General features: G+C 71.1%; 17 protein-coding genes and 5 pseudogenes. 15 read left to right on the top strand and 7 right to left on the bottom strand.

Annotated features, from left to right (window positions below):
• Window positions 1-41 precede the first annotated feature (41 nt).
• Complete coding sequence (locus tag OG524_RS17520) at window positions 42-1,214, top strand: ricin-type beta-trefoil lectin domain protein (RefSeq protein ID WP_405810981.1); 1,173 nt, start codon at window positions 42-44, stop codon at window positions 1,212-1,214.
• 13 nt (window positions 1,215-1,227) lie between these two features.
• Here the strand turns inward: OG524_RS17520 and OG524_RS17515 are convergent, their stop codons facing one another.
• Window positions 1,228-1,431, bottom strand: coding sequence for a hypothetical protein (locus tag OG524_RS17515; RefSeq protein WP_405389903.1), 204 nt, complete (start codon window positions 1,429-1,431; stop codon window positions 1,228-1,230).
• A gap of 138 nt (window positions 1,432-1,569) precedes the next feature.
• On the opposite strand from OG524_RS17515, the gene OG524_RS17510 reads away from it, so the two are divergent.
• Together OG524_RS17510 and OG524_RS17505 are read left to right on the top strand one after the other, a co-directional pair.
• On the top strand, window positions 1,570-2,331 hold the full coding sequence (locus OG524_RS17510; RefSeq protein ID WP_405389904.1) for an HAD family hydrolase: 762 nt from the start codon (window positions 1,570-1,572) through the stop codon (window positions 2,329-2,331).
• Window positions 2,331-4,841 (top strand): glycoside hydrolase family 65 protein, encoded by a 2,511-nt coding sequence (locus tag OG524_RS17505; protein ID WP_405810979.1) that lies wholly within the window; start codon window positions 2,331-2,333, stop codon window positions 4,839-4,841. The genes OG524_RS17510 and OG524_RS17505 overlap by 1 nt, the downstream gene beginning before the upstream one ends.
• A gap of 42 nt (window positions 4,842-4,883) precedes the next feature.
• Here OG524_RS17505 and OG524_RS17500 read toward each other — a convergent pair whose 3' ends face one another.
• The 3 genes and pseudogenes from OG524_RS17500 to OG524_RS17490 all read right to left on the bottom strand — a co-directional run.
• A complete protein-coding gene (locus OG524_RS17500) occupies window positions 4,884-5,621 on the bottom strand; it encodes a class E sortase (RefSeq protein ID WP_405810977.1) in 738 nt (245 codons plus the stop codon).
• A gap of 281 nt (window positions 5,622-5,902) precedes the next feature.
• A pseudogene (locus OG524_RS17495) lies at window positions 5,903-6,548 on the bottom strand (ATP-binding cassette domain-containing protein); the annotation flags it as partial.
• 231 nt (window positions 6,549-6,779) lie between these two features.
• Window positions 6,780-7,379: pseudogene (locus tag OG524_RS17490) on the bottom strand (ATP-binding cassette domain-containing protein); the annotation flags it as partial.
• Between the two features lie 768 nt (window positions 7,380-8,147).
• Between OG524_RS17490 and OG524_RS17485 the strand changes: the two are divergent.
• Window positions 8,148-8,810 (top strand): hypothetical protein, encoded by a 663-nt coding sequence (locus OG524_RS17485; protein ID WP_405810975.1) that lies wholly within the window; start codon window positions 8,148-8,150, stop codon window positions 8,808-8,810.
• A 154-nt stretch (window positions 8,811-8,964) separates the two neighbouring features.
• On the opposite strand, the gene OG524_RS17480 is transcribed toward OG524_RS17485, so the two are convergent.
• Entirely contained in the window at window positions 8,965-9,840 is an 876-nt protein-coding gene (locus tag OG524_RS17480) for a glycosyltransferase family 2 protein (RefSeq protein ID WP_405389908.1), read from the bottom strand.
• A gap of 358 nt (window positions 9,841-10,198) precedes the next feature.
• On the opposite strand from OG524_RS17480, the gene OG524_RS17475 reads away from it, so the two are divergent.
• The 5 genes from OG524_RS17475 (at window position 10,199) to OG524_RS17455 (ending at window position 15,694) form a co-directional block, all read left to right on the top strand.
• Window positions 10,199-10,717 carry a hypothetical protein gene (locus OG524_RS17475; protein ID WP_405389909.1) on the top strand — a complete coding sequence of 173 codons (519 nt, stop codon included), beginning with the start codon at window positions 10,199-10,201 and terminating at the stop codon, window positions 10,715-10,717.
• Window positions 10,718-10,807: 90 nt separating this feature from the next.
• Window positions 10,808-11,650, top strand: a complete 843-nt coding sequence (locus OG524_RS17470; RefSeq protein WP_405810972.1) for a DUF4097 family beta strand repeat-containing protein — start codon at window positions 10,808-10,810, stop codon at window positions 11,648-11,650.
• Between the two features lie 45 nt (window positions 11,651-11,695).
• Window positions 11,696-12,697: an ATP-binding cassette domain-containing protein gene (locus tag OG524_RS17465; protein ID WP_405389911.1), complete on the top strand. Its 1,002-nt coding sequence runs from the start codon at window positions 11,696-11,698 to the stop codon at window positions 12,695-12,697.
• Window positions 12,694-13,485, top strand: a complete 792-nt coding sequence (locus OG524_RS17460; protein WP_405389912.1) for an ABC transporter permease — start codon at window positions 12,694-12,696, stop codon at window positions 13,483-13,485. Before OG524_RS17465 ends, OG524_RS17460 begins: the two co-directional genes overlap by 4 nt.
• A 931-nt stretch (window positions 13,486-14,416) precedes the next feature.
• Window positions 14,417-15,694 (top strand): LAETG motif-containing sortase-dependent surface protein, encoded by a 1,278-nt coding sequence (locus OG524_RS17455; RefSeq protein ID WP_405389914.1) that lies wholly within the window; start codon window positions 14,417-14,419, stop codon window positions 15,692-15,694.
• Between the two features lie 155 nt (window positions 15,695-15,849).
• On the opposite strand, the pseudogene OG524_RS17450 reads toward OG524_RS17455, so the two are convergent.
• Window positions 15,850-16,584 (bottom strand): annotated as a pseudogene (locus OG524_RS17450) (DUF1838 family protein).
• A gap of 443 nt (window positions 16,585-17,027) precedes the next feature.
• Between OG524_RS17450 and OG524_RS17445 the strand changes: the two are divergent.
• From OG524_RS17445 to OG524_RS17430, 4 genes and pseudogenes are all read left to right on the top strand, one after another.
• Complete coding sequence (locus tag OG524_RS17445; RefSeq protein WP_405389915.1) at window positions 17,028-17,627, top strand: hypothetical protein; 600 nt, start codon at window positions 17,028-17,030, stop codon at window positions 17,625-17,627.
• 357 nt (window positions 17,628-17,984) lie between these two features.
• A complete protein-coding gene (locus OG524_RS17440) occupies window positions 17,985-18,746 on the top strand; it encodes a polysaccharide deacetylase family protein (RefSeq protein ID WP_405810969.1) in 762 nt (253 codons plus the stop codon).
• Between the two features lie 183 nt (window positions 18,747-18,929).
• A pseudogene (locus tag OG524_RS17435) lies at window positions 18,930-19,166 on the top strand (ATP-binding protein); the annotation flags it as partial.
• Window positions 19,167-19,263: 97 nt separating this feature from the next.
• Window positions 19,264-19,500 carry a hypothetical protein gene (locus OG524_RS17430; RefSeq protein ID WP_405812549.1) on the top strand — a complete coding sequence of 79 codons (237 nt, stop codon included), beginning with the start codon at window positions 19,264-19,266 and terminating at the stop codon, window positions 19,498-19,500.
• A 15-nt stretch (window positions 19,501-19,515) separates the two neighbouring features.
• On the opposite strand, the pseudogene OG524_RS17425 reads toward OG524_RS17430, so the two are convergent.
• Window positions 19,516-19,756: pseudogene (locus OG524_RS17425) on the bottom strand (cation transporter); the annotation flags it as partial.
• 70 nt (window positions 19,757-19,826) lie between these two features.
• Between OG524_RS17425 and OG524_RS17420 the strand changes: the two are divergent.
• Complete coding sequence (locus OG524_RS17420) at window positions 19,827-20,333, top strand: hypothetical protein (RefSeq protein ID WP_405810967.1); 507 nt, start codon at window positions 19,827-19,829, stop codon at window positions 20,331-20,333.
• Window positions 20,334-20,477: 144 nt separating this feature from the next.
• Entirely contained in the window at window positions 20,478-21,815 is a 1,338-nt protein-coding gene (locus OG524_RS17415; protein ID WP_405389918.1) for a YncE family protein, read from the top strand.

The following is a 21,815-nucleotide window of genomic DNA, read 5'->3' as shown; positions in this document are numbered from 1 at the left end:
GGCCCGTCCCCGTACCCCCATCTCACGGAGGATTTGATCCGATGTCCACTCCCCGGGCTTCCGAGGGACCCGAGGCCACCGCACCGGCCTCCCCGGCGGCGGCCGGTCCGCCCGCCGCGCGTCGGACGGCGCCCGCCGTGCGTCAGGCCGTCGCCCTCCCGACGGCACCCGGAGCACCCGGTGGCGCCCTGACCCCGGCGGCCACCGCCCCGCGTCGGACCGCCCCCGCGTCCCGACAGGTCCCCGCCCCGGAGCCGCCGCCCGTCGCCGCCGCGCCGGAAGGCGAGGCCGCCACCACCGCCGAGCCCGAGGCACCCGCAGCGGCCCCGGCGGCCGGAGGCGCGGAACCGGAGGCCGAGGCCCCCGCGACGACGGGTGAGCCCCCGGCCGCGGTCGCGGCCTCGGCGTCCCCGCCGGGCGACGCGGCCGGTACCGGCGAGGCACATGCCGCCGGGCGCCCGAGGAAGCCGCTGCTGGCCGCCGCCGCGATCGTGGGATCGCTGCTGCTCGCGCTGCCCTTCGCCCTGGCCTCGGACGGCGGGAGTGACGACACACCGAAGGGCCTCGTCGCGGCGCCCACCACGGGCACCGTCCTCCAGGACGACTCCCCCGTGCGGCCGGGGGCCTACAGCGCCGAATCCCCGTCCCCGTCGGCGTCTCCCTCGCCGTCACCGAAGCCGGGCGAGCCGAAACCCGCGAAGGTGCGGGCCCAGCCCTCCGCGTCCGCGAGCGGTGCCGGTGCGGGGGCCGCGGACGAGCCCGCGCCGAAGAAGGAGACCGCCGCCCCGCCGAAGGCGACAGCCGCGGCAGACACGAAGAAGGCGCCCGTCGCACCGTCCGGACACGCCCTGGTCAGCGCCCAGTCGGGCAAGTGTCTGAGTGCGGGCACCGGCAAGGACGGCACCCAGCTGCGGCTGTGGACCTGCGACGGATCGTCCGCCCAGCGCTGGGACTTCAGGGCGGACAGCACCGTGCGGGCGATGGGCATGTGCATGGACGTGGCGTGGGCGTCGACGGACGATCTCACCGCGATCCAGGTCGCCCACTGCAGTGGCAACGCGGCCCAGCAGTTCTACCTCAACTCCACGCAGGACCTGGTGGCACGGATCGCGACGAAGTGCGTGGACATCCACGGCGCGGCCACCGCGAACGGCACTCCGGCCGTGCTCTTCCCCTGCTCCGGCGGCCCCAACCAGACCTGGTCCAAGGCCTGACCCGGGCGCGGTCTCAGCGGCCCGCGTGCTCCGCCGGCTCGGACTCGTCCTCGCTCACGAACCTGCCGCACGCGGGGTTCCGGCATGGGCCGGGCCCCCACACCGGGACGAAGATGCCGAGGGTCTTGTGCCGCGCCAACACGGTCGCGACGGTGTGCTTGCAGGCCGGACACGCGTACTCCGCCTGCCGTTGGGTCTGACGCTCGGTACTGGCCATGTATTTACGGTAGCCCAAAAGGGTGCAGAACGAGACTTTTATCATTCTTTACCCGGACCCCAGGAAAGGCGCCCGCCGCCGGAACCTGGTGCCATGGAACGGGGGACACCCGACGAAGGACGAAGGGACCACCCGCTCATGGCAGCCGTACTGTCTCCTGCCGCGTGCCTGCGCTCCGTGCGCGCCGTGGTCTTCGACACGGACGGGGTGATCACCGACTCCGCGCCGGTGCACGCCGCTGCCTGGAAGAAGGCGTTCGACGCCTGCCTGTCGTCGCACGAGGGGCAGCGCCCCTTCGACGAGGAGGACGACTACCGGCGTCATGTCGACGGCCGGTCGAGGAAGGACGGCGCGGCGGCCTTCCTCGCGTCACGCGGGCTGGACCTCCCCGAAGGAAGCCCCGACGACCCGCCGGGCACGGCGACGGTGTGCGCGGTCGCCGCACGCAAGGACGAGGCGTTCACGGAGAGCCTGCGCGCCGCCCCGGTCGCCGTCTGGCCGGGCACGGTCCGCCTCCTGCACGTGCTGAAGGAGCGGCGGGTGCCCTGCGCCGCGGCCTCCGCCTCCCGGCACGCGAAGGAACTGCTGTCCGGGGCCGGTCTCCTGGACCTGTTCGAGACCGTGGTCGACGGAAACGAGGCGCACCGGCTCGGACTGCCCGGCAAGCCGGAGCCCGCCCTGTTCGTGGAGGCGGCCCGGCGGCTGCGCACTCCTGTCGAGGACACCGCCGTCGTGGAGGACGCCCTCGCGGGAGTGGAGGCGGGCCGCCGAGGCGGCTTCGGGCTGGTCGTCGGCGTCGACCGTACGCACACCCCCGCCGGAGCCGCCGACCTGCGCCACCACGGCGCCGACGTCGTGGTCCCCGATCCCGGGGACCTGCTGATCGGCGGGGACGACTGATGGCGCGGGCCTGGACATGGTCGTACGAGGGGTACGACCCGGCCAAAGAACGCCTGCGCGAGGCGCTGTGCACCCTGGGCAACGGCTACTTCGCCACCCGGGGAGCCGCACCGGAGGTCCCCGCGGGCGGGCCGCACTACCCGGGCACCTATGTGGCGGGCTGCTACAACCGCCTGACCTCCTCCGTCCAGGACCGGCAGGTCGAGAACGAGGACATGGTCAACCTCCCCGACTGGCTGCCGCTGCGCTACCGCATCCACCCGGCGGGAGCGCCCCCCGGGCCCTGGCTGTCCCCCGACCATCCGCACCTGGTGAACCACCGTCAGTCGCTCGACCTGCGCGGCGGGACCCTGACCCGCCGGTCCGTGTACGAGGACGGGGCCGGCCGCAGGCTGACCGTGGAGCAGAGCCGCCTGGTGCACATGGGCGAGCCCCATCTCGCCGTGCTGCACACGGAGTTCACCGCCGAAGGCTGGGCGGGCGAGGTGGAGGTGGAGTCCGCGATCGACGGCGACGTACACAACACCGGGGTCGCGCGCTACCGGGACCTCGCGAACCGCCATCTGACCGGCTGGGAGACCGGCACGGAACGGGGCTCCACGGTCTGGCTGCGCTGCCGCACGGTGGAATCCGGCATCACCGTCGCCCTCGCCGCCCGCACCGTGGCCGCGAGCGGACCCGGGGCGAACGGTTCCGCGAAGGGTGGCCCACCTGCGAACGGTCCGGTTGTCAACGGCGGTCCGGCGGGGAACGGTCCGGCTGCCAACGGCGGTCCGGCGGCCGGGAGGAACCACCGGGCACGGCCCCGGCAGATGCCGCGCTCCGTCCTCCAGACCCTCGTGCTGCCGCTGGGACCGGACGCCGGTGCCGCCGTCGACAAGACGATCGCGCTGTACACCTCCCGCGACCCGGCGATCGGCAGCCCCCGGCAGGCCGCCGTGTCCGCGGTCCGCCGCGCCCCGGCCTACCCGGGACTGCTCGCCTCGCACCGCCGGGCCTGGGCCAACCTGTGGCAGCAGGCCAGGCTGGAGGTACCGGGGGAGCCGGGCCGCACCCTGCGGCTGCACCTCTTCCACGTACTGCAGACCCTCTCCCCGCACACCGCCGAGCTCGATGTCGGGGTACCGGCCAGAGGGCTGCACGGTGAGGCGTACCGGGGCCACGTCTTCTGGGACGAGCTCTTCGTCCTGCCGTTCCTGAACCTCCATCTCCCCGAGATCTCCCGGGGGTTGCTCGACTACCGCTACCGGCGGCTGCCCGCGGCCTGTCGTGCGGCGCGCGAGGCGGGCAGGGCCGGGGCGATGTACCCGTGGCAGAGCGCCTCGGAGGGCCGTGAGGAGACCCAGGAGATCCACCTCAACCCGCGCTCGGGCCGCTGGCTGGCCGACCGTTCGCGGCTGCAGCACCACGTCGGCTCGGCGGTCGCGTACAACGTGTGGCAGTACTGCCAGGCCACCGGCGACACGGAGTACCTGTACTCCAAGGGTGCCGAGATGATGCTGCAGATCGCCCGCTTCTGGGCCGACAGCGCCACCTGGGACGACGGCCTGGGCCGGTACCGCATCCGGGGGGTCGTCGGACCCGACGAATACCACGACGCCTACCCGGACGCCATGGTCGCGGGGCTCGACGACAACACCTACACCAACGTGACGGCGGCCTGGGTCCTGGCACGGGCGGGCGAAGTCTGCCGTGACCTGCCCGACAGCAGGTTCCGTCAGCTCCTGGACCGGATCGGGCTCGACCCCGCCGAGCTGCCCCGCTGGGACGAGATCTCCCACCGGCTGCACGTGCCGTACCACCGGGGCATCATCAGCCAGTTCACCGGCTACGGCGACCTGGCCGAACTCGACTGGGAGGGCTACCGGAAGAAGTACGGGGACATCCGGCGGCTCGACCGGATCATGGAGGCGGAGGACGACACCGTCAACCGCTACCAAGCGTCCAAGCAGGCCGACGTCCTGATGCTCGGCTACCTCTTCTCCCCCCAGGAACTCGCCGCGCTGTTCCGGCGGCTCGGCCACGAACTCGACGACGACACCTGGCGTGCCACGGTCGACTACTACGTGGCCCGTACGAGCCACGGCTCCACCCTCAGCTCCCTCGTCCACGCCTGGGTGCTCGCCAGGGTGCACCGCGACGACGCGTGGACGTACTGCGAGGAGGCGCTCACCGGTGACGTGGCCGACATCCAGGACGGTACGACGGAGGAGGGCATCCACCTGGGGGCGATGGCCGGCACCCTCGACTTCGTCCAGCGCGGCATGACGGGCCTGGAGACCCGGGAGGACGCGCTGTGGCTGAGCCCGGCCACGCTTCCCCAGCTCTCGAAGTTCGGGGTGCGCCTCCGCTTCCGCCGGCACTGGGACGTGGACCTGCGCATCCGCGCCGAGCGCCTCAGGATCGCCGTGCCCGACGACGGCAGGCCGGGCGTGCGGGTCGTGCTGGGCGGCCACACCTATGTGATCGCTCCCGGCACGGCCCGGTGGCTCGACCTGCCCGAGGAGTGACCGGCAGGTCCGGGTCAGGAGGAGCGACCCGGCAGGTCCGGGTCAGGAGGGCCGCGAGGACACCAGCACGCCGATCTTGTCGATGCGGTGCTCCGGATTGTTGTTGCTGTCCCGCCAGTAGTTCCCGGCGGCGTTGTCCTCCGGCGTCGCACACGTGGAGAGGGTGATCATCGCCCGGGTCGGCTTCTCGCCCGGCTCGCCAGGGACCTCCGCCCGCTGCTCGGCCAGGGACTGCTCGGACCGGAACGAGGTCTCCCGCGTCCCGGTGATCTCGTACTCGTACACCGTGCCGCCCGCCGTGACGAGGACGCTGTCGCCCTCGTCCAGGGACGGGAGGTCGCGCAGCGGCCCACCCGCGGAGAGCCGGTGGGCCGTCACCAGGTAGTTCCCGATCTCGCCGGGACCCACGCCGCCCTCCTCGCCGTACGGACTCGCGGCGACACCGCGGTCCTGGACAAGGGTCCCCGCCCGGTCGTCCGTCGTCCCCTCGTACGGGACGACGCGCAGGTCCGTGAGGCCGATCGACGGGATCGTCAGCCGCGCCGTCTCGGTGCGCGGGTCGGTCCGGTCGGCCGGGGGCCGCACGGGCGGGGCGGCGGGTGCCGGGCCGGCGGCACCGCCTGCGGGGGCCGGTGCGGCGACTGCGGCCGAGGCTGCGGCGACGGGGGTTTCGGCCGGGGGTGTCTCGGCCGCCACCGCCGCACAGCCGGCCGCGAGGACGACGGCTGCCGCGCCCGCGACCGCCCGGGGAGCTCTGCGGAGTCCGTGGAGAGAATGCATGAGGGACCCGGATTCGGTAGCCGGTATGTGCCGGGGGAGACGGGCCGGGAGGTGCTGCGGGCCCGCTTCCTTCCAGTACAACACCGACGGCCCTCACACGCCCGGGTCCGGGGCGTCGAGCAGCTCGCGCACCTCCTCGGCGGTGGTCTCCCGCAGCTCCTCCCCGACGAGCAGCCAGCGGGTGATGCCGACCGACTCCAGGAACGCCAGATCGTGGCCGGCGATCATGAGCGCGCCCTCGTAGGCGTCGAGCGCACCCGCCAGCTGCCGGACACCGGCCAGGTCCAGGCTGTTGGTCGGCTCGTCCATCATCAGGAGCTGCGGGGCCGGTGAGGCGAGCATCGTCGCCGCGAGGGCCGCCCGGAAACGCTCACCGCCCGAGAGGGTGCCCGCGAGCTGTTCGGCACGCGCCCCCTTGAACAGGAACCGGGCGAGCTGGGAGCGGATGTGGTTGTCGGTGACCCCCGGTGCCGTGCGGGCCACGTTCGCCGCGACACTCAGCCCCTCGTCCAGCACATCCAGCCGCTGCGGCAGGAAGCGCAGCGGTACGAAGGTCCTGGCCTCGCCGGACAGCGGCGCGAGCTCCCCCGTGAGGGTGCGCAGCAGCGTCGTCTTGCCGGCGCCGTTGCGCCCGACCAGCGCGATGCGTTCCGGCCCCCGGACGTCGAGCTCCCCGTCGCGGAGCGTTCCGAAGCGGGGCCGCAGCCCGCGCACACTCAGGACGGTGCGGCCCGCGGGTACGGCGCTGTGCGGGAGGTCCACCCGGATCTCGGCGTCGTCACGGATCGTGTCCGAGGCCTCGTCGAGCCGCTCCCGTGCCTCCTGGAGCCGGTCCTCGTGCAGCCTGCGGAGCTTGCCCGCCGCCTCCTGGGACGACCTCTTGTGCGCGCCCGCCACGATCCTCGGAGCACGCCGCTGGGTGTCCATCTTCTTGTTGTGCCGCTGCCGCCGGTCCACCTTGACCCGGGTCTCCTCCAGCTCGCGCTTCTGACGCCGTACGTCGGACTCGGCGGCCCGCAGCATGCGCCCCGCCGCCTCCTGCTGGGTGGCCAGCGCCTCCTCGTACGCCGACCAGCCGCCGCCGTACCAGCTCACCGACCCGGAGCGCAGCTCGGCGATACGGTCGACCCGTTCCAGCAGGTCACGGTCGTGGCTGACCACGACGAGCACACCGGAGCGCCAGGACTCGACGGCCTCGTACAGCCGGCGGCGCGCGAACACGTCGAGGTTGTTCGTCGGCTCGTCGAGCAGCAGTACGTCCGGGCGTTCCAGCAGCAGTGCGGCCAGTCGCAGCAGGACGGTCTCACCGCCGGACAGCTGTCCGACGGTGCGGTCCAGGCCGACGCCGCCGAGGCCGAGCGACCCCAGGGTCGCCAGGGCCCGCTCCTCGACGTCCCAGTCGTCACCGATCGTCTCGAAGTGCTCATCGGCGACGTCCCCGGACTCGACGGCGCGCAGCGCCGCACGCCGCCCGGCGATGCCGAGAGCCGCCTCGACGCGGAGTTCCGTGTCGAGGGTGAGGTTCTGCGGGAGGTAGGCGAGGCTGCCGCCGACGGTCACCGACCCGTGGGAGGGCCGCAGCCGGCCCGCGAGCAGGCGCATCAGCGTGGACTTGCCGGACCCGTTGGTGCCGACGAGGCCCGTGCGGCCCCGGCCGACGGCGAGCGAGAGCCCGTCGAAGACCTCGGTGCCGTCCGGCCACCGGAAGGTCAGGGCGGAGCAGGTGAGGGAGGCCGTGGGCGTGAGGGGGTGGGACATGGTGATCCTCGCAGTCGCAAGCGTGTGAACAGGGGCTTCGTATGCGAGCACCACGCGGCGACCCGGGCCGGGAAGGAAAAGGGGTGCGGTCCTCCGGAGGGCGGGGGACGGCTCATGCACCGAGGTCGCATGTACGCGGGGTCACGGGCGGCAGGAAGGCCGACAGGGCGTGACGGGTTACGGCAGGGCCGTACCGCGCGATGATCGCGGACCTCAGATGCGCAACGTCCACCTCTGTCGGAGACAACAGGACTCGAAAACTCTACCCCGGACGGTCGCCGGACGTCCGGGGATTTACGCCGGGCCGGCGGTGCGGGCGGGCCCGGCATCCCCGGTCCGGGCCCGCTGTGGTCAAGGCCTCCCGAGGTGTCCTCGCCCCCCGAGCGGGACCGTCATTCCAGGGCGGCCGTGATCCGTTCGGGGACGTCCGTGTAGCGGGACCGTCTGCCGGGGCGGGCGCGGCCGGCCGCGTGCCGCAGGGAGGGGACGGCCGGTGCGCCCACCCCGACGAGTCCTTCGGTCGCGGCCGCCCCGCGCCCGGCAGCTGAACGGCAGCTGAACGGCAGCTGAAGGGCGGCTGACCGCCCCGCCCCCGCCTCCGACCTGCCCGGTCAGGCGTTCCCCGTGCGGAGAGAACGGGGAGAGAACGCGCCCTCAGGGTCCACCCGAGAGTCCGTCTGGTTCCGATCGCGGTCGACGCCGCAGGTCAGACGCACTGTTCCCCCTCAGCTGCATCTCAGCCGCACGCGCACGAGAGGAAGTCCGGGCATGGCCGGCGACAAGGTTCTGGAGGCCCAGAAGTGGGTCAACTCCACCTACGGAGCAGTGAGCGGATATGTCCGCTGCCCAGAGAACGGCCAGACGGGCTGGTCCACCATGTACGCCCTGGTGATCGCGTCACGCGCCCGCTGGCTGTACGACAACAGCTACCGCCTCGTCGGCCGGTACCTGTACGACCCGCCGGGCTCGACCCTCGACAAGGAGATCAAGCCGGGCGAGCTGCAGACCATCTTCGACCAGCTCCGCGACGGCGACGTCCGCGGGCACCGTACCTCCCGGGGCGTCGGGCAGGCCTACGAGTCGAACTACCTCTCCGGCACGGCGATCGAGATCAGGGCACGGGCCTACCCCCTGGGCGCCCGGGACGGTCTCTACGCGCCGGAGCTCGTCGTGGTCCGCGACATCCTGGCCGAGCTGGACGGTGCGGTGGAGTGGGGAGGCGACTTCTCCGTACCCAAGGAGTCCCACTTCGAGATCGCACTCAAGCCGGGCCACCCCAAGGTGAAGGGCGTCGCCCGGAAGATCGCCTCCTGGAACGCCGGCCCCGGCGCCCAGGGTGCCGGCACGGTCGACGCGTACGAGGCCGGGCGCCGCGCGCACGCCCGCACCTTCGCCCGCCGCACCGCGCCCGCGGGGGCGCCCGGCCGCTGACGGACGGCAGTCGAGCGGAGCCGACCGGCGGGAGCTGCGGGCCTCTTGACCGGCCGGGTCCCCGAACCGTCCGGGGCCGGTTCGGCCAGGCACCGTGTGGCCGAGCCGCGTCAGCTCCGCCCGGCCCGGGTAGTCGGGGGACGGGGAACGGCGGTCAGAGGATCGGCGGGCGGCCCAGCCGGGTCATGCGCCAGACCGTGAGCCACCTCATCGGCCTGCGAGGCCCGCACGGGGTCCGCACGCCTTCGGCGAAGCCGCCCCACCACGCCCTCAGACCGGTCAGGGACCGCATCCGCATCATGGTGAGAAGGATCCACACGCCGAGGTAGACGGGGACCAGGGGCACCGGCAGCCGGCGGCGGGCGAGCCAGACACGGTTCCGGGCGGTGTACCGGTAGTGGCCGGCGTGCCGGGCGGGGGACGTCTTCGGGTGCTGGAGGACGAGCTCGGGCTCGTAGAGGATCTTCCAGCCCGCGTCGAGCGCCCGCCAGCCCAGATCGGACTCCTCATGTCCGAAGAAGAACTCCGCGGGCCACAGGCCGATCTGCCGGAGCATCGGCATCGAGAAGGCGTGGCCGCCGCCGAGGAAGGCGGTCACCGGGCCGCGGCGCATCGGATCGTCCGCGCGCAGCCGGGGTACCCAGCGCCGCTCCGTGTGCCCGTGTTCGTCGGCGACCCTGAAACCGATGATCCCGAGTGCCGGGTCCTCCGTGAACAGCCGCTGGACCGTGCGGAACACGTCGTCGGCGATGAGCAGGCCGTCGTCGTCCAGCTCGACGACGACATCGACCTCGCCCGAGTCGAGCAGAGTCCGCAGACCGACGTTGCGCCCGCCCGGACATCCCAGATTCTCCTGAAGCGGGATCTTGACCGCATCCGTCGCGACCCCGGTGAGTGGTGTCGCGTTGCCCACCAGCACCACACGCGCGGCGGGAACGTCCTGCTTCTCCACCGAAGCGAGCAGAGCCCCCAGCTCCCGCGGGCGCGTGCCCATGGTCACGATGACGACTCCGATGCGCGGCAAGGACATGGTGGTGAGCTCCGGTGGTCGGCGGACTGCCGATGCTAGCGCCGCGCGACATCCCCACCTCGCCGCCTCACGCGCATGTCCGCGACGTGCCGTCCATGTCGATCGGCGCACCCAGGGATCCGAGAGGGCTCCGGGGCACGCGGACCAGGGAGGACCGACGCGCCGTGCACGGGGGTGCGCATGCGCGGCCGACTCACGTGACACCACTTGATGCCGCGCGGAGACAAATTGGCGCGACATGGCACCACGTCGTCTGACCTGCGGTAATGAAGAATTGGTGACGATAGCGCCCTGTCGTGTGCCATGAATGACACCTTCGGGGTTGCGTGTGGCGCCATAGTGATGCCACTATTGCGTCATGGACCTCACGCCGTACGTCGAAACACTCCGCAGGGAACTGGCCGCGGCCGTCGAAGCCGGCGGTGACGAAGCCCGTGATCTCGCCGAGCGGCTGACCGTGCCGCTGGAGTCGGCCACCCGGCTGGCACTGCTGGACGTGCTGTCCGCGGCCATGGACGAGATCACCCGTGAAATCGCCCCCGGCTCGGTCGACGTACGACTGCGCGGCCTCGAACCCGACTTCGTGGTGGTGCTGCCGCGGTACGAGGACCGGATCGAACCGCTCGGCGCACCTGCGTCCGCACCGGCCCCGCTTCCCGCCGGTGCGGACGAGGGGGGCGCCGCCCGCGTGAACCTGCGCCTGCCCGCCCGCCTCAAGGCCCGTGCCGAGGAAGCGGCGGGCGGTGACGGCCTGTCGGTCAACGCCTGGCTCGTAGGCGTTGTCTCGGCCGCGGTCGACACGGACGGGGCCGCCACCCGCCGCACGCCCGAGAGGGCCGTGAGCGCCGGCGGGAGCTTCACGGGCTGGGTGCGCTAGCCGGCCCTGCGGAACCACCTCACACGCACCACGTCCCGCCGGTCGGGACGCCACTGACATCGCAGGACGACCCAAGAGGACGGGACAGCCATGCCTTCTTTCGACACCCCCAACCCGATTTCGGTCAACGCACACGTGGACGCGGGAGCCATCCGGTTCGCCGCGGCCGACCGCGCCGACACCGTCGTGGACGTAGCCCCCCGCGACCCGAAGAAGGACCAGGACGTGCGGGCCGCCGGGCAGGCCGAAGTCACCTACTCGGGAGGCAGGTTGCGGATCAGGACGCCGAAGCCAGGCGTCTTCGGACGTGTCGGCACCGTCGACATCACCGTCGGACTGCCGGCCGGCTCCCAGGTGGAGGCGACCGGGGGGTGGGCCGAGGTCCGCGGAGAAGGGCGCCTCGGCGAGGTCCGCGTGAAGACCTCGTCGGGTGATGTCCGCTTCGGCACGACCGGCCCGCTGCACCTGACCGCGTCCCACGGGGCCATCACCGTGGACCGTGTCGAGGGCCCGGCCGAGATCACCACCAGCTCCGGCAGCATCCGCGTCGGTACGGTCGCGGGCTTCGCCGTACTCAAGAACTCACACGGCACCACCAGTGTCGGCGACGTCACCGGCGACCTGCGGGTCAGCGGCGCCAATGGTGACGTCATCATCGACCGCGCCCACGCCTCCGTCGAGGCCAGAACCGCGAACGGCACGCTACGGGTCGCCGAAGTCGCCTGCGGAACCGTCCAGTTGGAGACCTCCTACGGGGCCATCGACGTGGGCGTACGCGAGGGCACCGCGGCCTGGCTCGACGTCAGCTCCGGCTTCGGGGCCGTGCACAACTCGCTGAGCGGGTCCGGCGGTCCGGAGAAGTCCGAGGACACCGTCGAGGTCCGCGCCCGTACGCGCCACGGAAACATCGACGTCCGCCGCGCCCGCGCCTGAGAAACCACCTTCCACCCCACTCCAGCCTTCGATCGGTAGGGCCCCATGCCTTCATCTGTCATGCCCACATCCAAGAGCGGTATCGCCCAGGAACCGCCCGCCGCAGTCTCCGCCGTCGGCCTCCGCAAGTCGTACGGGGACAAGCTCGTCCTCGACGGGATCGATCTGCGCATCCCGGCCGGGTCCGTGTTCGCCCTGCTCGGCCCGAACGGTGCCGGCAAGACCACCGCCGTGAAGATCCTGTCCACACTCATCGGCGCCGACGGCGGACAGGCCCAGGTCGCCGGCCACGACATCGCCACCGACCCGCAGGCCGTACGGGCCGCGATCGGGGTCACCGGGCAGTTCTCCGCCGTCGACGGGCTGATCACCGGCGAGGAGAACATGCTCCTCATGGCGGACCTGCACCACCTGTCCCGTAGCGAGGGCCGGCGGGCCGCCGCCGACCTGCTGGAGCGCTTCGACCTGGTGGACGCCGCGAAGAAGCCCGCCTCCACCTACTCCGGCGGCATGAAACGCCGCCTGGACATCGCCATGACCCTGGTCGGCAGCCCGCGGATCATCTTCCTCGACGAGCCGACCACCGGCCTCGACCCCCGCTCCCGTCACACCATGTGGGGCATCATCCGCGAACTCGTCACCGGTGGCGTCACCGTCCTCCTCACCACCCAGTACCTGGAGGAGGCCGACGAACTCGCCGACCGCATCGCCGTCCTCAACGACGGAAAGATCGCCGCGGAGGGCACCGCGGACGAGCTGAAGCGGATCGTCCCCGGCGGACACGTCCGGCTCCGCTTCGCCGACCCCGCCGCCTACCGGTCCGCCGCCGCCACCCTGGGCGAGATCACCCTGAACGACGAGGCCCTGTCCCTGCAGATCCCCAGCGACGGCAGCCAGCGCGAGCTCCGCACCATCCTCGACCGGCTCGACTCCGCCGGCATCGAGGCGGACGAACTCACCGTGCACACCCCCGACCTCGACGACGTGTTCTTCGCCCTGACCGGCGGCACCGGCGTCCCCCACCAGACCAAGGAGAACGCCCGATGAGTTCCCTCCCGCTCGCCGTACGCGACTCGTCCACGATGCTGCGCCGCAACCTCCTGCACGTGCGCCGCTACCCGTCCCTCACCCTGAACCTGCTGCTCACCCCGGTCATGCTGCTGCTGCTCTTCGTCTACGTCTTCGGCGACGTGATGAGCGCGGGCATCGGCGGCGGCGGCGCGGACCGCTCCGCGTACATCGCCTACATCGTCCCGGGCATCCTGCTCATGACCATCGGCGGCACCACGATCGGGACCGCCGTCTCCGTCTCCAACGACATGACCGAGGGCATCATCGCCCGCTTCCGCACCATGGCGATCCACCGCGGCTCGGTGATCGTCGGCCACGTCGTCGGCAGCGTGCTGCAGTGCGTCGCCAGCGTCGTGCTCGTCGGAGCCGTCGGCGTGGCCATCGGCTTCAGGTCCACGGATGCCACCGCTCCGGAGTGGCTGGCGGCGTTCGGGCTGCTCGTGCTCTTCTCCATGGCGCTCACCTGGATCGCGGTCGGTATGGGGCTGGTCAGCCCCAACGTCGAGGCCGCCAGCAACAACGCGACGCCGTTGATCCTGCTGCCGCTCCTGTCCAGCGCCTTCATCCCGGTCGACACGATGCCCGGCTGGTTCCAGCCGATCGCCGAGTACCAGCCCTTCACCCCGGCCATCGAGACGCTGCGCGGCCTGCTGCTCGGCACCGAGATCGGCCACAACGGCTGGCTCGCCGTCGCCTGGTGCGTGGGACTCACGGTGCTCGGCTACTTCTGGTCGACCTCGAAGTTCAACAGCGACCCGGCATAGTCGCCGTCAGCAAATCGGCCCCCGGCCGCGCAAGCACCTCAAGTCCCGAACCGACGGAGCCCCGGGCCAGTGGCCTGGGGCTCCGCTGCTGCCTCGTAGTGGGCCTGGACGCCCACCGGGGCCCGCTACGAATCGGCGCTGTCCGGCCGCCGCGTGTCCCACCCCGGCGAAGGGTTCGGTGAAGGTGTCGTTCTCCTCCTTCCCGACCGAGGTGGACGTGTCCGCGCTGTACGCCCCGGTCCACGTCCAGGGCGATGGCGATGGGGATGCCGCCGTTGTACGGCTTGCCGTTGTCGCTGGTCGGATACCCCTGGGAGGGGTCGGTCACGTCCGTGACGTTGGTGAACTGCCACATCAGGTAGAGGTTCTCGTCGTCCCACGCGGCGGACAGCGAGTACAGGTCGTGGACCGGTCCCTCGGCCACGGCCGGCACATCGGATGACGTCACGTCACATCCGGCGGCCGGATTCGTGGCGGCATGGTGCGGCTCCTTCGGCATCGGCCACAGCTGTGCCCAGGGAGGCAGTGACTGCCGGCCTGTCAGGCCGGCAGCGCAGATCCCCTCGTACGGGCGCCTTGACGGCTGCCCGGTGTCGCTGCGGACTCGCGCCCTCAGGGATGCCGGACAGAGCCTCCGCCACGGCATCGACACCGCGAACGACCGGGCGCGCACCGGAGTTCGCCGGGGGCCGGAGCGAATCCGCGGGCGGGCGTGTCCGCGGCCATGTGGTGTTCCTCACAGCGAAAACACAGGTAGTGAAAGCAACTGCACCCTTTCGTCTTTTCTGTCTGTCATCACGTCGCGGTGCGGGCCGGAACAGGTGAAGAAATGGTGTGGGCCGATCGTTGCCCCGGCCATACGATCACCCGAAGTCGCATCTGCGTGTCCCATTCCGCTGCGACTTCTCCTATTCGGACCCGAAGGGCTCTTGTGAAGATTCGCCGGATTCTTGCCACGGCTGTTGCCGCCGCAGTGACCACGCCCGTACTCCTGCTGTCGGTTACCCCCGCGTTCGCCGATGACAAGCCGGCAGCGCAGGCGCAGGAGAAGAAGCAGTCCATCGCGGAACTGGAGAAGGCCGCCGCCGCGGCCCAGGCGGTGTACGACGACGCCGTAGCCGCCGAGAGTGCCGCCATGGCGGCCCTGATAGCGACCGGCTCGGACACCTTCCCCCTGACCGTTGCTGCCAAGGCGGCCGAGGTCGTGGCGGCCGAGGCCGCCACCGCCAAGACCGCTGCCGACCAGGCGGTCGTCGATGCCAAGGCGGTCGTCGACGGCCTTCCGGACACGGCCACCGAGGAGGAGAAGACCGCCGCGGCGACGGCTCTCACCGAGGCTGAAGCCGCCGCCGTGACCGCCGACGAGGCCAAGACCGCCGCCGATGCCGCGGTCGTGACGGCCTGGGACGCGCGGGACGACGCGCGGGTCGACGCAGCCCGGTCACTGGGCCAGGCGAAGGAGGCCACGAAGGCCGCGCTCGCCGACAAGACCGCCGCCGACGAGGCGCTGGCCGAGGCGAAGGAGGAGGCCGAGGAAGGGGGTGAGGACTGCGTCCCCGAGGCCAAGCTCACCACGGTCGTCACGGGCCTGCCGTCCACCGTCGTCGCCGGCACGAAGGTCAACTTCAAGCTCCGGGTGACCAACGGCACCGACAGGACGATGGACGAGGTGCTTCCCTTCGCCTACGTCCACGCGACCGACAGGAGCGGGCTCGACGACCTCGACGACCTGGTGAAGCTGCAGTGGCTGTCCGGCTCTTCCTCCAAGTGGAAGAACGTCGACAACGAGCACTACATGGACGCCATCAGCCCGCTGAAGGCCGGCGCCCACGCCGACATCAAGATGCGCCTCGCGATCGACGCCTCGGCCCCCGCGGGCAACGGCATCACCTTCGTCGCCGGTGACTACTTCAACGACAACGGCACCTGCGGCGGCAGCCCCGACCTCGAGGGCTACGAGTTCCTGATCGCCGCCGCGGGCAGCAAGCCCGGCAAGGTCGACGACGCCAAGCCCGGTGCGACCAAGCCGAGCACCTCGGACCTCAAGCCGCAGAGCGGCACGTCGGCCGGTCCCGTGAACGGCAGCCTCGCCGCCACGGGCTCGTCCCCCGCGACGTCCCAGCTCGCCCTCGCGAGCGGTGCGGCCCTGGCGATCGGCGCGGGCGCGGTGTTCGTCGTACGCCGCCGCAAGGCCGGTTCCCACGCCTGACGCAGGACACGGGGCGCCGCCACGCACCCCGTACGAGGCCGGGCGCCGCCCAGGCACCCGGACTCACGCGCTGAATGCCCGACGGGCCCGACACCGACCGGTGCCGGGCCCGTCGCGGTTGCACAGCCGCCCCGGTGCCAGCCTGAACCCGGCGGCTACTCGGGCGGGTTGAGCTTGCGGAAGTACGTCCAGCCGGTCTCGTTCGGCTCGCTCCACCGGGCGAACTCCGGGTGGTGGTCGGCGATGCGGGCCCGGGTGCGCTCGGGTACGTCGTCGTACGAGCCGGGCTTGCGGCCCCGGCAGTGGAAGGTGAGGCCGCCGGGCGCCTGGCCCCGGGCCATCCACGGGAGTCACGGGGACATCCGGGTCCACGACATGGTGGCCGGGACACCAGGAGCGGGGCCGGCCGGATCGGCGCGGCCGGCGAAGAACTGGAACAGATCCAGGGCCTTGTACGTGTCGCCGGCCGAGTGGACGGGACAGTCGGCCACCGGCAGTGGCGAGGGGCAGGCCAGCGGGATCTCCAGGCTGAAGCAGACCTGGCCGCCGAGCTCGGTCGTCGGGACCGGGAAGGGGCGCCACTTCTGGTTCGCCGGATCGTTCCAGACATGCACCACCGGCAGGTCCTGCCACGTCTCCAGGATCTCGCGGGTGCCGGGGTCCAGGGAGCAGGCGGCCTCGCGGGTGAGCAGCCGGTAGGCGTCCGGGCCGGCTCCGGCGTCCTGGACCAGCCGGGCGACGTTGAGCCCCTCGAAGCCGAAGACGCGCTGATAGGGCTCGTCAGGCGCCCGGGAATACACCTCGCCTGACCACCAGTACGTGACCTGCTCGCCGTCCAGCGAGGCGCGGGTGCGGGCGAAGGACCGGAGCGGCTCTGCGGGTGTCGTCATACGGACCACTCTGCGCGGCCGCTGTCCCGGCCGGACGGGAAAGACCGCACCCGGGACGGAACAGGCGGGAAGAATCCGCTGCCGCGTCCTGACCGCTTCGCGGCCTCTTCGGTGGCCGCTGTCCACAGCCCGGACGGAGTCGTGCGGAAACAATCCACCCGCTTTTGATTCGGTGGGAGCTTTCGCTCGGTACGGAGCACTATGAATGCGCATTTTGCTCGCGTTCCTCCCGTCTCGCGCCGATCCGCAATCGTATTCTCTGCGCATGCTGCGTTTCGCGGATGATGCGGAGTGGATCGCCCTCCGCTCTCCCGGTTGTAATTGCTTGGAGGTTGATCGTTGTCACCGCGAACATGAGGCCATGTGTAATGGAAAGTGGGTGATCATTTTCGTGGTAGAGTATTAATGAATTCACAGGACGCCGCGATCAAAAGGGGAATGGCGTGAATACCGAGAAGGTTACGGCTCGACGTCTTACGGCCGATGAGGTTTCAGGCTTGGGTCTTCAGGACGGCATCTTCGTCTCGGCGGGAGTGGATGACCTCTCTCTCGACTGCTATGCGCCGGCTTTCCTTACGGAACCGGGCAAGAATTTCGAGGGAGGGGCCTTCGTCGCGAGGACCGTCTTCGGCGAGGAGGTTCACGTACTCCCGGACAACGCCGAAGAGGGCGGGATCTGGATCGCCGACAAGGACGGGCAGGAAATCGAGGTCCTCCAGAGCGCCGGCGTCCTCCTGAACCTCGCCCTCTTCGTACCCGCAGGGAACAGGGATTCCCTGGATTCGCTCTACTCCGCCGCGCGGGACGCATTCGGTGCGGGGGTTGTTCAGCGCTGGAGCGAGGAAGTCGTCGCGGTGCCGGACGTCAAGGTCGACCTGTACGAGGAGCCGGCCCGGGGCCGGAAGAACACGAACAGCCAGAACCGCGACCGCCGCGCCCTGGACATCTACCCGACCCGCGTGCGGTTCCTGGAGCCCAGCGAAGGCTGGAAGTTCATTGTCGAGCCGCACAAGGAAATCGTCGACGACACACCGACGATCTGACCTGACGGCATTCTGGAAGCCCCGCCGGAGGCCTGAGCCCCTTTCCGGTGACGAATTCAGGAGGGCACGGCGACCAACCGCTCCGGCGGCTGTTGTCAGCAGTTCGACCAGACGCCCGGCCGGAGTCCCCCGGCCGGGCGTCTGCGTGTGCGAACAGAACCCGCGCTCCGCGGAGATCGGCCACCGCACCCCCCGGCGGGCCAGGTCCTCGCGTCCCCGGCGGTCGCAAAACCCCGGTGTGTGTCGCCGACCTACTGCGGATTCGTCCGTGATCGGTAACAGAGGGAGCCTGGGGGGATGTTCGTACGTCTCCATGGGCGCACGGCATCGGCGGAGACGACAAAGGGGCGGGCTGACATGGCGAAGCACAAGGGAAGGGGATGGAACAGCCGGCTTCTCGCGGCAGCCCTCGGGGTGACGACGCTGGCCGCTGCCGCCTCGGTGTGGACCGCGCAGGCCGACCCCCTCGGCGGACGGCAGCCGCAGGCGCGTGTCCCGGCGCCGGAAGTGACCAAGGTGGCGGCGGACATCGCGCACGCGTCGGACCGTGGCGCACGGGGTGTCAACATCACCATCGACGACGGCCCGGACCCGGTCTGGACTCCGCAGGTGCTCCAACTGCTGAAGGACAGCGGTGTGAAGGCCACGTTCTGCATGGTGGGCACGCAGGCCCAGATGTATCCCGACCTGGTCAAGGCGGTCGTGGCGCACGGGCACCGGCTGTGCAACCACACGGTCTCCCACGACACCACCATGGACACCAAGTCCGAGGAGTACCAGGCCCAGCAGATCCTGGATGCCGAACGCATGATCATCAAGGCGTCCGGAGGCGTACGGTCGCAGTACTACCGGGCCCCGGGCGGCGCCTTCACCCCGTACAGCCGAAAGCTCGCCGCGTCCCATGGCATGCGGCCGCTGGGCTGGAACGTCGACTCCAGGGACTTCGAGCGTCCCGGCGCGGACGCCATGGTCGCCACCGTCAAGAACGAGATCTCCGGCGGGCCGACCGTCCTCTTCCACGACGCGGGAGGTGACCGCTCCCAGACCGTGGCAGCCCTGCGCGAGGTGCTGCCCTGGCTGAAGGAGGAAGAGTACGTCTTCGGCTTCCCCGTGCGATGAACGAGGCACCTGAGGGGCTCCGCGGTGCGGAACTCCCGGCCACGGAACGCCTGTACGCGGCCGTCATGCACGCAGGGTCCAGCAGCATGACGTCATAGAGGTCCGGGCCCTACCACGGGCGCGCCTCGCCGATCTTGCGACAGCAGCCCGCGCACGTCCGTCCTCCCCGGCAGGCCAAGCATCATGAACGTCGAACCGAGGACGATCCCCGCAGGGCTCGTGGTACTTGTCGGACCGCCGGCCTCGGGCAGGACCGCCTTCGTCCGTGAGCCGGTCGCGCAGGGGAGTCCCGACCCGGAAGCCGGCGTCTCCAGTGACGAGATCCGTACGGGGTTCTTCGGAGGTGAGGGGGCGGATGCCGTCCCTGACACGGCTGATGCGCGTATCTTCGACGAGCGCGACCGCCGGATCACCGACCGGCTGGCTACGGGCCGGATCGCCGTCGCCGAATCGACGAACGTCACACCGCAGGCGCGCCGCACGCCTCATGACCCTCGCCGGACGATTCGCTGCGCCAGTGACGGTGCTGCGCTTCCCCCAGAGCGAAGCGGACCTGCTCGGACAGAACGAGGAGCGGACGAGGAACGACGTCTCTGCCGCGGACGTCAGCGCTTACGCCGCCGTCACGAGGCGCGAGGTGAACGGTGCCCGGCTGCGTGACGAAGGCGCCGCCTTCGTCTACGACGTCCCCGGACGGGGGCAAGGAGTCACACCCGCGGAAGCCGCCCGTCGATTCACCTTCCACCGGGCCTGAGCTGCTCATCCCTCCTCAGGTGCAGCAGGCGCATCCGGGGCGGCACCCGCACGCGTCTTCCGCCGTTGCCGGGACGGCTGTGGCGGGTGCGCAGCAGCCCTTGCCCTGCCAGGCGTCGCGGCCTTCCTTCACCGCGACGACGGCGATCACCAGCGCGGTGGTCGGCTCTGCCCACGACCAACCCCAGGGTGGCGTTCAGGAACAGGCCGACCAGGAGCACGGCGGACAGGCAGGTGCACAACAGGGTCTGCTTGGTCCAGTGTTCAGCGGCCACTAGAGTGCGATGCTTGTTCGATTCGCCGTCAGGCGGAGGGGGAGGGGCAGAGGTGGGCGCACAACTGCGTGGCACCGCCGAGGAGTTGGCGGGCATATTGTGGCGGGAACACACCGTGTACCGGGAGCGGTCCGGCGGTGTGGTCATCCGGGGTGAGCATGTACGACGGTGGATCAGCCTCGCTCCCGCGGGCGGCCGGGACGAAGTCCTTGTACGCGTGGGGCGCATTCTGGACGGCGGGACCACCGCTCCGGCGCGTTCGGAGGCAGTGGTGCCCCTCTCCGCCGGTACCGGCGTGCTCGCCGCGACCTGTAGGCGCCTGCTCTCCGAAGCGGCGGCCGATGTGGCGCCGGTCGCTCCGGGACGGGCAGCGCCCAAGCGTTCCAAGCAGTCCAAGCGTTCCAAGCAGTCCAAGCGGTCCAAGCGTTCCCAGCGGTCCGGGAAGGCCACGCGGCCCAGAGGCAGGGGGAAGCACACCGGCTTCGGCTCATGGGCGGTCCTCGTCTGCGTCGCTGGTGTGATCGCCCTGTACGTCTACAGCACAGCGATGCGCGGCTGACTTCGGGGAACCGGCAAGGGACGTGAAGATTGCGCTCGGCGGCGCGCGAGGTGCCGGTGACCTCCCAGTGACACATGTCCACCGCTCAGCGCTCCTCTACCGGGAGGTCGAATCGGCCGCCCGATTAGAGGAGGCTTTGTTCACTTGCGCATCCACAAACGCACCGCCGTCGCGTTGACAACAGCACTCATCGGCTCGCTGTCCCTGATCGGGGCGGGAGCGGGGACGGCCACGGCCGAGGAGACGAGTGTGGCGCTGCCCAGCGCCTCGTTCCGTGACATCGTCGTCGACGGAGTGCACGATCGGGTGTTCGTCAGCGATCCGGCCGGGGGCAGCATCGTCGTCACCGACTACACGGGCGCGGTTGTCCAGCAGATCACCGCCGAGGACGGGGCCGCGGGCCTCGTGCTCTCGGCGGACTCCACCAAGCTGTACGTGGCCCTGTCGACGGCCGGAGCGATCGCCGAGATCGACACCGTCACCCTCACCGAGACCGGCCGCTACCCGACCGGTGCGGACACCGCGCCCCAGAGCCTGGCGATGGCGGGCGGCAAGCTGTGGTTCGGCTACACGGTCGCCAGCACCGGCGGCATCGGCTCGCTCGACGTGGCCTCCCCGGCACCGGCGGCGACGCTCGTCCCGAGCGGCCGGTACTGGTACTACGCCCCGGCCCTGGCATCGTCCCCCGCCGACCCGGACGTCCTGGTGGCAGGCGAGGAGGGCGTCAGCCCCGCCTCGCTTGCGGTCTACGACACGGCGGACGGCACCCTGCAGAAGCGCACCGAGCGCTCCTTCATCTCGGCACCGTCGATCTCGTACCTCAACGACTTCGCGGTGACGGCGGACGGCCAGAACATCGTCGTCGCGGCGAACAACCCGTCCGAGCACCAGGTCGTCCGCCTGTCGGACCTGTCGTCGAACGGCTTCCATTCGAGCTGGCAGTTCCCGAACGCCGTGGCCGTGGCGACCGACGGAACGGTGGCGACGGGCGCGGTCGGCGACTTCGTGAAGACCTACCGCCCGGGCACCACCTGGCCGGCGTTCCGTGAGTACGTCGTGAACGACCTCCAGCGTGACGGCTTGGCCTGGGCACCGGACGAGAACCGCCTCTTCGCGATCACCGGCTTCTCCTACGGCAGCGCCCCCACGCTCCACGTCCTCCCGGACGCCGGCAAGCTGGACACCACCCTCAGCCTCCAGGCCCCCGCAACTGCCCGCAAGGGCAGGGACCTGACCGTCACCGGACAACTGTCGGCGGCGGAGCCCTTCGCCACCGGCACCACGGTGGAAGTGACGCGCACGGACGCGGAACACCCGACCGGCACACCGGTCGGTACCTTCCCCGTCTCCACGACGACGGGCGAGTTCACGATCACGGAGCGCCCGCGCGAGGCGGGCGACATCACCTACACCGCCACCTACAAGGGCGACGGCCTGCACACACCCGCGACGACGCAGACGACGGTGACGATCACCAGGTAG

The organism is Streptomyces sp. NBC_01520, assembly GCF_045040375.1.
Lineage (GTDB): Bacteria > Actinomycetota > Actinomycetes > Streptomycetales > Streptomycetaceae > Streptomyces.
Note: the sequence above shows the minus strand (reverse complement) of the source record. Positions and strands in the feature narration are given on the sequence as shown.